Origin of the sequence: Bradyrhizobium sp. 179 (assembly GCF_023073535.1) — a bacterium.
In the GTDB taxonomy this organism is placed as follows: Bacteria; Pseudomonadota; Alphaproteobacteria; order Rhizobiales; family Xanthobacteraceae; genus Bradyrhizobium.
Genome location: NZ_JADPJR010000022.1, coordinates 1 through 11,018, shown reverse-complemented (window position 1 = coordinate 11,018; position 11,018 = coordinate 1). Strand labels below are relative to the sequence as shown.

The window sequence follows — 11,018 nt, the reverse complement described above, 5'->3', positions numbered from 1 at the left end:
TACGATCCGAAATACGGCGTTCAAGTTTGAAGAACGTCCAAGTTGGATCGATTAGTCATAAAAGCCTAGCCGGCAAGCGCCCATGAATCGTCAAGAACGCCGGGCGGCAGCCCGAGAGATGCGGAAGATAAAAATCGGCTCACCTGCCGATGCAATGTTTAATGCTGCCTTGAGTGATATGCGCGCCGGACGAAATCGTGAGGCAGAGAAATATTGCCGCAAGGCTCTTGCATTGGACCCAGAGCATGCAGCTTCACTGCACTTGTTGGGTTTGATGTTTCTGCAGGGCGAACAGCACGATCAAGCGCAACATTGGATCTCCCGTGCCATTGAGCAGGATCCTCAGCCGATCTATTTTCTGAGTCTTGGGACGGCGTTGTTCCCTGGAAAGGATCATGACAAAGCCCTCAATGCATTCGAGCGGGCGGCAGAACTGGGTGTTAACGATCCCAATCTATGGCAGCTCCGCGGTCAGACGATTGCTAACCTTGGTCGGCCGTTAGAGGCGTTGAAGAGTTTTAGAAAATCTCTTGCCATGAGACCAGACCACGTTCCGACAATGAACATGCTCGGAGCATCTCTCTCTGAATTGAAGCAGTTTGAGGAGGCGCTACGCGTATATCGCAGGGCACACGAGCTGGATCCTGGTAATGCTGACATTTGCAACGAGGTTGGTAAGCTTCTCCGATTGTTAAATAGGGACGGAGAGAGCTTGCTTTGGTTCGATCGAGCACTCGAACTGCAACCGGATCTAATGGAAGCGCGCCGCGGTAAGGCGGCCGCTCTCATCTATGTCCATAAGTTCGCCGACGCCTTTGAAGTATACAAATCCATGAAGGCGCGCTCGGATGGGGCGCTCGCCGAACTCGGAATTGCGCACCTCCAACTATTGCTTGGCGATTTCGAGGCAGGCTGGCTTGGGCGCGAGGCTCGCTGGCGAGTATCGTCGCTAGGCGGAAGCTATTCGAACTTTCCGTATCCAATGTGGCTCGGCAACGAAGATCTTAAAGGCAAGACTATCCTTTTAGTTTCGGACGAAGGCTTCGGAGATGCAATACAGTTTATCCGCTATGTTCCCTTGGTCGCCGACCTGGGAGCTCGCGTCGTGCTTGTCGTTCAGGACCCGCTGCTGCCTCTCTTCATTGATATTCCTGGCGTCGCACAATGTCTGCCGTTTTCTGAGACCGGTCGCCTACCGCCGTTCGACTTCCATTGCGCTCTTATGACCTTGCCATTGGCGCTCAAGACCAGCTTGGAGTCTATTCCTTCGGCACTAACGTATCTTCCTCGGCCACCGAGAACTGCCGTAAGGAAGTGGAAAGAACGCCTCGGCTCCCACGATAAAATGCGCGTTGGCCTCGTGTGGTCAGGAAACCCGAAGCACCCCGAGGACCACAATCGGTCAATCCCTTTGCGAGCATTTTCTGATTTATTTGATGTCAATGCGACCTTTATCAGTCTTCAGAAGGACCCTAGGCCCGGGGACGCTGAGGTAATGCGGAAACTTACTGGGCTTTTGGATTCCAGCGAAGAGCTTACGAACTTTGTCGAGACGGCCGCCTTGATTAGGTGCCTAGATCTCGTCATCGCGGTGGATACGAGCGTTGCTCATCTCGCTGGGGCACTAGGCAAGCCAACGTGGCTCTTGTTGCCCTACACTCCAGACTATCGATGGTTACTCGACCGCGATGACAGCCCTTGGTATCCAACCATGCGCCTGTTTCGACAAACGTCAGCCCGTGATTGGCCAGAGGTACTTCTCAAAGTGTACAGCGAGCTCAAGCTTCGAACCGACTTGTTCGAGGCATTTCAAGCATCCGCGGCATTTGAGGATCCCTTCTAAGTACTTGAGGTCGCCGCGGCCGCTCTTCACATCGTCGATTAGTTTGTTGAAGCTCGTCTTGATCGCCTGCGATCGATGCTGCTGTCCCAGCATTGCCCGCCGCACCGAGTTTGAGAGCAGGATGTGGGCTCGCCATTCGGAAGTGCCAACATCAGGTCCGCTTGTCGACCTCTGCGATCACGTTGTCGACGGCATCGACAGCTGGATTGATCTCACACAATAGAGATCGAATGTCGCCATGGCGGAGTCTTCCGCTTCGACCTGAGACGGCGAGCAGATGCGTTTCCACAAATGGAACCGAAAAGGCGACGAAATCTCCGATAAAGTGCAAAGAGGCCACGAACGCGGTTGGTTCGACGTCGTGGGCATCGGTTCGGGCGTATTAACGGGCGAGCAAGACCAGCGCATCGCGGCTCACGAACTTCTTCGATGCGGATTTCGCGCGCGAGCAGACGCAAGATGCGGGCCCGCGTGGTGAGCGTGAGCCTGACGTTTGCCTTTGTCTTCCCGCGACCGCGAGCGTCAGAAAATCGTCGACTCTTTTCAACGAAGGCGGTGATCACCAGGAAGGATTGCTGCTCAGCTGGTACAGAGGGTTGTCGTAAACGGCTAATGTATAGCAGTTTGTGGATTCGCATAACCTTCATTATGGAATATCCGAAGTAGCTCGTACTGCAAGGGCGGTCCAATTAGTTACTGAATTGCCATTGGCTAGAGCGATCCGACGTGCTCCCCAAAGCCGAATGGCGTTTCCGGAAATGAGCAAGATCTGCCTCCGAGTTCTGTTTCTCATTTTAGATGAAGATCAGGCGTTAGAGAGAGCAACTCACCTACGGTGACCGGCGATAACCTTCAGCGCCTTTCGGTATCGGCCGGCCTGCCAGCGGCATTAGATGACTCATTGCTCAATGGAAGTCAGTTGCGCGCGAGCAACCGAATTCTTGGTCAAGCCACACACGGCGGCCGCGAGACCACCGACGCCTCCTTGCACGAAGACGTGGGTTGGAAATACCCCGCGCGGCAATTGCGTGATCGCTTCCTCAATCATCACGCAGTATCCCTGCATGACGTATCAATGACGCACCGACATCCGAAGGTGCGAGCTCCCCATGCTACCGAGCGGCCATGATTGCCGTCTGTCGCGCAGGTGACCGTAATATCGGCTGTCAAAGCCTTCAGCGATCCGGCGGCAAGCTGTTCGGTGCTTGGACGCTTCCCGGTTATTACCTCGATTTCGCGCTGCAGGATGGAAGCTACCGCGTACGCTCCGCCAAGTGCCTTGAAGCTGCCGAGGTTGAAGCGTGACCCTTCGTCCTTGTAAAGAACGGCGCGGACGCCTGCGGCACGCGCCAGCCCGTCGAGACATCGAAGTGGGGTGGGACGATAGCCGGGCCAGCTCGTGATCTCTTTCTCGCCTGATCCAGCGCAGTCAAACTGAGTATATCGCCGCGGGCCATTCTGGTCGTAGCTCTCGCGAGGTGCCGGTTTTCGAGTTAGCTGGAAGGAAAAATCTTCGCTGAGGATCTTCTGCATTTTTGTCTCTCGATAACCTATGGGGGCACGTTCCGCCCCTGCCCCTGAGATTAGCGCGCTTTCAGTCCTGAGATTCGGGTCTGTACGCTCTATCAAGAGCAACCCTGCATGAGGACGACTGCACATTCGTCGTCCCGGGAGCATCATCCGTCGACCTCACTGCTGGTCGCTCCAATTGATCAATCGTCGGCTGACGATATGCCCTGAGCGGCTCCGACCTTATTGATGACCTTCTCAACGCTCACCGAGGAGAGATGCCGTCTCATGAATTCGGACGCATCTTGTCGTCGTTCTTCGAGCAAGAGATCAATGAGCTCGACGTGCTCGCGGCAACGAACGATGGCGTAGCGGCGGTCGAGCGACTGCTTGTACTCCATCAACCGACGGAGCCGGTCGACACGTTTGAGTCCGTCGATCAAGCAGGAGTTGCGGCTGCACTCGATGATGGTCTCGTGCACCTTGCTGTTCATATCGAATAGCGCGGGGCTCGATACGGACCATATCTGTCCGTCGACGAGCCGCTGTTGCTCTTCGCGGCATGCCTCCAATGCTATGCGGTCCAGCACAAATCCGGGTTCCAAGATGGCCGCGGGCTCAATCACCAGGCGGAACCGATAGCTGTCCTTGTAAGACTCGATCGATGTGAGCATCGGCAGGAACGTCCAGCCATGGCCAGGCAGCCGTTCGATCCAGCCTTCGCTGAGGATCCGGCGTAGCAAGCGGGCCAGCTCACCGCGTGTCATGTTGTAACGACGTTGCAACTCGTTCTCGGTGACGCGCTCAGGTAATACGCCCTCTAGGCGATCCTGCGCGATGCGCAGATACATAGCCTCCTCGTTCGTGACCGTCGCACCATGGTCGGGCCAGGATGCTTGGCGCCCATCAATCGTGATGAAGCCACCGCTCCCCGCAAGACCGAGTACGCCCTGCGCGTGCAACAACCGAAGCGCCGAGCGGATCGGCGACCTCGATACGCGGAATTGCTCGGCGAGCTTACGTTCGACGAGCCGGGTCCCCGCGGGGGGATTCTCAGCCCGCAAGTGCTCCGCAATCTGCTTTGCAAGGTCGTTGATGAGCGGTGTCGGCTGCATCTCAGTCGATTCCATAGACCACCTGCACGTCTTCATAGCGAAAGCTGCCAAGCCAAGCCAATCGTCTGCCGCGCAGCGAATAGCTGCGCTCTCCTTGCCTGAGGGGGAACTTTCTGGTTGTCTGGTGTGGTACTTTGCTATTGCAAAGTACCACAAAAGCCAGATACGAACGGCCATCCTCCGAAACAAGGGGGCGTCAAGGGAAGCGCTCATGATTGTGCAAGACAGCCGGCATCCGAGCCGAAGGGACCTGCTCGGCGAGGCCGCGGTACTCGCGATTTCAACCGCAGCTGCGGCGATGACGACGCGAGCACAGGCAACCGAATCTTCTCCGAAGCTGCAGTTTCCGCCGGCGGGGGCGACCGACTGCCACGTCCACGTCTTCGAACCCGGCCGCTTTCCTTACGCGGAGCCACGGACTTACACGCCGGGAACGGCCTCCGTGGAGCAACTTCAGAGCTTCAGGCGTGGTCTCGAAATTGATCGGCTCGTTCTGGTCCAACCCAGCGTCTATGGCGATGACAATCGTTGCCTGCTGAATGCATTGCGCGAGCTCGGCTCGGACGTCGCCCGCGGCGTAGCCGTCATCGATCCCACCGGTATTGCCGACGCCGATCTGCGCACGCTCAAACAAGGCGGTGTCGTCGGCGTGAGAGTGAACCTCAACGTCAAGGGCGAGGATCGCGCCACGGCGGCGATTGCCGCCGTATCCAAAGCCATATCCCGCGTCGCGCCCGTCGAGTTGGCTGTCCAGGTTTATGTCGACCTGCCGCTCGTGGAATCCTTGGCCGAGACCTTTGCGGCCTCACCCGTGCCGGTCATTCTCGATCATTATGCCGGTGCAGATGCGGCGCGTGGCCTTGAACAGCCCGGCTTTGCTGCGCTGCTGCGCTTGCTCGACACCGGAAAGGTCTGGATCAAGCTATCCGCCCCCTATCGAGCCTCCCGGCGCACCACCGACTACGACGAAGTGGCTCTCCTTGCCCGCACTCTGATCGCTGCAAATCCGGACCGCCTCGTGTGGGCCTCGGACTGGCCGCACACGGGCGGCGGGGCAGAACGACGCGAGCGCAAACCGGGAGAGATCGAACCGTTCCGGCCAGTCGACGACGCCCACCTGCTGTCGCTGCTCTCGTCCTGGACTGGTGACGCGACCGCGCTGCGCAAGATTCTCGTCGACAATCCAGCTCGCCTGTACGGCTTCTGACGCCTCGGCCAGCGATGCAGCGTAAAAAACGATCATTTGGGAGCGAGGCGAATGGCTGAACAAGCGGTGGCACTTGCAGACAGTGAGACGAAGGCGGATCGCGCGCCCACGAGTTTCGGTCGCTTCTGGCGCTCCCTGATGGACACCGACATCGGCATCATCCCGGTGCCCGTCTATGTCCTCCTTGTCGCGTTGCTCGTGACCTTCAGCGCGACGGGCCACCTCAATGGCGAGATCGCGATGGTCATCGGCATCATGGCCGCCTTCGCCTTCACATTGGGGCAGATCGGAAACCGCCTCCCCATCATCCGCAATATTGGCGGTGGCGCGGTATTGGTCACGTTCGTTCCATCCTATCTCGCCTACAAAGGCTGGATACCGGCATCCGCCGTCAAGGTCGTCGGCGACTTCTTCAAATCCACCAATGTGCTCAGCCTGTTCATCGCTGTCGTCATCGTCGGCAGTATCCTGAGTATGGATCGCACAATCCTGATCAAGGGTTTTGCAAAGATCTTCGTGCCGCTCGCCGCGGGCAGCGTGGTCGCGGCGGCCGTCGGCACTGGCACCGGGAGCATTCTTGGATTGGGAGCTTTCGACAGCTTCTTCTTCATCGTCGTCCCCATCATGGGCGGCGGCGTTGGCGAAGGAGCCATACCCCTTTCGATCGGCTATGCCGGGATCACCGGCATCGCCCAGGGCGAGGTCCTCGCGCGCGTGCTACCGGCCATTCTGGTAGGCAATCTCACCGCGATCATTCTGGCGGGAGCCCTCAACTATGTCGGCAAGATGCGCCCCTGCCTGACGGGCGACGGACGGCTACAGCCGGTCGGCGGCACCGACCTTGTCGACCAAGTCGACGCGGGCCAGACCGACGGAGGCATGCAGAACCTCGCCGCTGCCGCGATGGTTGCTGTCACCCTGTATCTCTGCGGCGTGCTGGCTTTCCATCTACTGCACTTCCCCGCCCCGGTTGTGATGCTATTCATGGCCGTGGTCCTCAAGCTTGCTCATGGGGTCACACCGCGCATTCAGGCCGGCTCCTATGCGGCGTATAAGCTCTGCCTGACCGCGGTCGCCTACCCCATGCTGTTCGCTTTCGGCGTGGTGCTGACGCCATGGGACAAGCTGGTCGCAGGTTTCGCGCCCGCCAACCTCGTCACCATCGTGGCGACCGTCTCGGCGATGGTGCTCACGGGATTCTTCACTGCGCGTTTGGTGAACCTCTATCCGATCGAAAGCGCCATCGTTACAGGAACCCATAGTGGCATGGGCGGCGCCGGCGACATCGCCATTCTGTCCGCCAGCAACCGCATGCGGCTGATGCCGTTCGCGCAGATCGCGACGCGCATCGGTGGCGGTATCACTGTTACCATCGCGCTCCTCGCAATGGCCTATTTCAACCGCTGACCCCTCAAGTCGAACAGGCAATCCATGAAGATCATCGTTCTCCCCGGCGACGGCATCGGTCCGGAAATCACCGAAGCGACCCTGCGCGTGCTGGATGTCGCCGACCAGGCTCTTTCGCTCGGTCTCGAGTTCGAAACGCATCAGATCGGTCTGGTTACGCTCAAGGAGCAAGGCACAACGTTGCCTGACCAGGTGATGGCCCGTATCCCGCAAGCCGACGGCGTTATTCTCGGTCCGGTCTCCCACTATGAATACCCGACCCGTGACAAGGGAGGCGTCAACCAGTCAGGAGAATTGCGGGTCAAATTCGAGCTATACTCGAATATTCGTCCCTGCCGGTCGCGCAAGGATCTGAGTATTCTGCGTAAGCCCATGGACCTCATCATCGTCCGCGAGAACACTGAAGGGTTCTACTCTGACAGAAACATGTTCGCGGGCTCCGGCGAATTCATGCCGGATCCCGACATGGCGCTGTCGATTCGCAAGATCACCGCCAAGGGGTCTGCGCGCGTCGCCCGAACCGCGTTCGAACTGGCACGCCATCGCCGCAAAAAGGTGACCGCTGTGCACAAGGCCAATGTGGTGAAGATGTCCGACGGACTATTCCTGCGTGAGGTCCGCCGCGTCGCCGCCGACTTCCCAGATGTCGAGCTCGAAGAGCTCATCGTCGATGCCACCGCGGCCCTCCTGATCCGGACGCCGGATCGCTTCGATGTTATGGTCACCACGAACATGTTCGGCGACATCCTGTCCGACGAGGCCTCCGAACTGTCCGGCAGCCTGGGGCTCGGAGGCTCGATCAATGTCGGCGATGCCATCTGCGTAGCCCAAGCTCAGCATGGCTCCGCTCCGGACATTGCGGGACAAGGCATCGCCAATCCGACCTCGCTCATCCTGTCCGCGGCGATGCTGTTGCAGTGGCGCGGACAACGTGACCGAAACGCGCGGTTACTATCAGCCGCGCAACTCATCGAGCGCGCTGTCGATCAGGTTCTCGACAACCCCGCGACCCGCACCCGCGACGTTGGCGGTCGACTGGATACACGTGCGTTCACCGACGCAGTGATCGCAACCCTGACCAATGTGCTGGCGAATAACGCCGCAGCCTGATCTCTTCGAGCACTCCCAGGACATCGGATGACTATCGTCTCACTCAATCCTTATGACGGCGTGGAGCTTGCGCGCTTTGCAACTCACACCCCGCAACAGGTCGATGAAGCATTGACCGCCGCTGTGGCGGCGCAGAGCCGGTGGCGCAGGGTTCCTGTCCACCAACGCGTCGAATTGCTGCGCGGATTTGCTCGCCGGTTGCAGGCCGGCAAGGCGCGCTTCGCTGAACTGATCACTCGCGAGATGGGGGAACCCATTGTCGAATCCGAAGCCGAGATCGAGAAGTGCGCGGTGACGTGCGACTATTATGCGGAGCATGCGCCGCGCTTTCTGGCTGACGAACCGGTCGCCTCGAACGCCAGCGAGAGCGCGGTTGTGTTTGATCCGCTCGGCGTGGTGCTCGCGATCATGCCGTGGAACTACCCTTTCTGGCAGTTTTTCCGCTTCGCCGCGCCGGCTTTGGCCGCGGGCAACGGTGCCATTCTCAAGCATGCGAATAACGTGCCGCAATGCGCGCTCGCCATCGAGGACGTCGTTCGCGAGGCCGGCGCTCCCCAAGGGCTGGTCCGCACGCTCCTGGTAGATTCGTCGGCGGTTGCGTCCCTGATCGCGGATGAGCGGATCGCTGCCGTGACCCTCACAGGTTCGACAGAGGTCGGCTCTATCGTCGCGAGTCAGGCCGGCCGTGCGCTCAAGAAGCAGGTCCTAGAATTGGGGGGCTCGGACCCGTTCATCGTGCTTGCCGATGCCGATGTCGAGACCGCCGCGGCGGTCGCGGTGAAGGCTCGCTTCATCAATGTCGGACAGAGTTGCGTCAACGCCAAACGTTTCATCGTCGAGCAAGCCATCGCGGACCGGTTCGTCGCTGCGTTCGTCGACGGCGTGCATAAGCTCAAGATCGACGATCCAATGGCACGCGATACGCAAATAGGACCGATGGCACGGGCGAATTTGCGAGATGATTTGCATGGACAGGTCGAAAGGACACTCGCCGCCGGAGCAGTTCTCAAACTCGGCGGACAACCGGTCGAGGGGCCCGGCTTTACCTATCAGCCGACTGTCATCGACCATGTTGGCGTCGACATGGTCGCATTCCGCGAGGAAACCTTCGGACCCGTTGCCGCGATCATTCGCGTCAACGACGCCGAGGAAGCGATTGCGCTCGCGAACCGCACAGAGTTCGGGCTGGGCGCGGCGTTGTGGACCGCGGATCTCGGCCAAGCCCGCAGGCTTGCCCGCGGCATCGACGCCGGCGCCGTCTTCATCAATGGCATGGTCGCCTCTGATGCGCGGCTACCTTTCGGCGGTATCAAGAAGTCGGGATACGGCCGCGAACTCGGTGTCTACGGCATCAAGGAATTCACCAATACCAAAACCCTCTGGTTCGGGCCAACCAAGACGTGATCCTCATTCTTTGAAAGGACATATAGCGACTATGACAAGCAGAAAGCCAGTCGTCCTGCGGCCGTCCGAGATCCCGGCACGCCAGCGCGGCGGCGGCGCCAAGACGATCCCTCTCGTCACTCGCCGTACCGGTTCTACCAGCTTCATCAATGGTATCACGATCTTCGAACCGGGCGCAGCGATCCCCCTGCACAAACACAATTGCGAGGAGAGCGTCCTGCTGCTCGAAGGCACAGCGGTGGCTGAGATCGATGGGGTCGAATATCCGATACAGGCCGGCGACATCACCTTTATTCCGGCCGATATCCCCCACCGCTTCCGCAACGTCTCGCATAGCGAAGGCATGAAGATCCTGTGGACCTACGCCTCCGTGGATGCCACGCGGACCTTGATCGAAACGGGAGATACCCGTTCGATCGATGATGAGCACAAGGCTGCTATCGTGAGCTGAAAAGACGAAGCTTCAAGTCCATCCAGCCCACACCTGCAGCTGCCGATCCGACCGTCGGCGTTTCCATGATTGAAACTCGCGTGGAACATCGCGTCGCGAGGAACGTCAAGAGTTCGAGTCCCTGAGCGCCTCGAACCTCCGAGGCTATCCGCGGGCGAACTGCAGTACGGCGCCAATTGAGGGTATGCTTCATCCTGACTGGTTGTCCGCCTTATTCGCCGCAATATCCTGTTCTGCGATCGTGACGTAGACGGACCTGCTCGAGCAGCCTCCGCGGTATATGTTGGGATTAGTTCCACGGAGATAAAGGCAACTCAGCAGCTTTAAGGGCTGGCTGGCCATCGAACTCCGAATGGCGGAATGAATCAGTTTGATTATTGGCATGATTTCAATGCCTATTTGGAAACACTAGAAAGGCAGCCTCCGCTGGAGTCCGTACTCCCTCGCAACGTTCTTCAGATCAGCGAGAGTGTCTTCCGGAAGGTCCAGGCCATCTCGCCTGTTGTTGACGTCGCTGCGCGCTTCGATCTCGCCTGGATAAAAGACCTCGGAAAAGCCTTGAGCGAGAGGCACGGACTTGATCTGCGAGATCAATTCGTCCATTCGCGCGTTGAACTCTACAAGCGGCAGCATAGCTTCGATGTTGAGCACGATGATCAAATGCCCCGCCCGGCTGCGTCGTTCGGCCTGATAGGGACCGGCGATCTCGGCTCCGAAGCCGCTGCCGGTGAGCACCCCAGACAGCATGTCCATCATCAGCGCGATCGCGTATCCCTTGTGCTGCGCCATGGGAAGGATGATCCCTTCGATGGCCTCGGCGGGATCGGTCGTCGAAGCTCCCGCCGCGTTGATCGCCCAGCCTTCTGGAATCGGCTGGCCCTTCTGCTTGGCCAGGTAGATCTTGCCCCGCGCAACGCCTGTGTTGGCGATGTCGAGCACCATGGGCGCGTGGGATCCGGCTGGACAAGCCCA

The 11,018-nt window shown here is 59.1% G+C and carries 10 protein-coding genes; 6 read left to right on the top strand and 4 right to left on the bottom strand.

All coding sequences use genetic code 11. The annotated features are described in order from the left end of the window. Window positions 1-82: 82 nt before the first annotated feature. Window positions 83-1,843 (top strand): tetratricopeptide repeat-containing glycosyltransferase family protein, encoded by a 1,761-nt coding sequence (locus tag IVB12_RS03975; protein WP_247295856.1) that lies wholly within the window; start codon window positions 83-85, stop codon window positions 1,841-1,843. Between the two features lie 898 nt (window positions 1,844-2,741). On the opposite strand, the gene IVB12_RS03970 is transcribed toward IVB12_RS03975, so the two are convergent. The 3 genes from IVB12_RS03970 to IVB12_RS03960 all read right to left on the bottom strand — a co-directional run bounded on the left by IVB12_RS03970 (window position 2,742) and on the right by IVB12_RS03960 (window position 4,467). After that, window positions 2,742-2,891, bottom strand: a complete 150-nt coding sequence (locus IVB12_RS03970; RefSeq protein ID WP_247295854.1) for a hypothetical protein — start codon at window positions 2,889-2,891, stop codon at window positions 2,742-2,744. After that, window positions 2,891-3,376 (bottom strand): pyridoxal-phosphate dependent enzyme, encoded by a 486-nt coding sequence (locus tag IVB12_RS03965; protein ID WP_247295851.1) that lies wholly within the window; start codon window positions 3,374-3,376, stop codon window positions 2,891-2,893. Before IVB12_RS03965 ends, IVB12_RS03970 begins: the two co-directional genes overlap by 1 nt. 179 nt (window positions 3,377-3,555) lie before the next feature. Continuing rightward, window positions 3,556-4,467: a GntR family transcriptional regulator gene (locus tag IVB12_RS03960; RefSeq protein WP_247295849.1), complete on the bottom strand. Its 912-nt coding sequence runs from the start codon at window positions 4,465-4,467 to the stop codon at window positions 3,556-3,558. A gap of 211 nt (window positions 4,468-4,678) precedes the next feature. Here IVB12_RS03960 and IVB12_RS03955 point away from each other — a divergent pair, with 211 nt between their 5' ends. From IVB12_RS03955 to IVB12_RS03935, 5 genes are read left to right on the top strand one after another with little or no spacing between them, the layout of a single operon-like run. After that, window positions 4,679-5,674: an amidohydrolase family protein gene (locus tag IVB12_RS03955; protein ID WP_247295848.1), complete on the top strand. Its 996-nt coding sequence runs from the start codon at window positions 4,679-4,681 to the stop codon at window positions 5,672-5,674. A gap of 51 nt (window positions 5,675-5,725) precedes the next feature. Continuing rightward, window positions 5,726-7,081, top strand: coding sequence for a 2-hydroxycarboxylate transporter family protein (locus IVB12_RS03950; RefSeq protein WP_247295845.1), 1,356 nt, complete (start codon window positions 5,726-5,728; stop codon window positions 7,079-7,081). Between the two features lie 24 nt (window positions 7,082-7,105). Continuing rightward, on the top strand, window positions 7,106-8,191 hold the full coding sequence (locus tag IVB12_RS03945) for an isocitrate/isopropylmalate dehydrogenase family protein (protein ID WP_247295843.1): 1,086 nt from the start codon (window positions 7,106-7,108) through the stop codon (window positions 8,189-8,191). Window positions 8,192-8,218: 27 nt separating this feature from the next. Continuing rightward, window positions 8,219-9,595 carry an NAD-dependent succinate-semialdehyde dehydrogenase gene (locus IVB12_RS03940; RefSeq protein WP_247295841.1) on the top strand — a complete coding sequence of 459 codons (1,377 nt, stop codon included), beginning with the start codon at window positions 8,219-8,221 and terminating at the stop codon, window positions 9,593-9,595. A 31-nt stretch (window positions 9,596-9,626) separates the two neighbouring features. After that, window positions 9,627-10,046, top strand: coding sequence for a cupin domain-containing protein (locus IVB12_RS03935; RefSeq protein WP_247295840.1), 420 nt, complete (start codon window positions 9,627-9,629; stop codon window positions 10,044-10,046). Between the two features lie 408 nt (window positions 10,047-10,454). Here IVB12_RS03935 and IVB12_RS03930 read toward each other — a convergent pair. Beyond that, window positions 10,455-11,018, bottom strand: a 564-nt coding sequence (locus IVB12_RS03930; protein WP_256467091.1) for an Ldh family oxidoreductase, incomplete at its 5' end; no start/stop codon positions are given.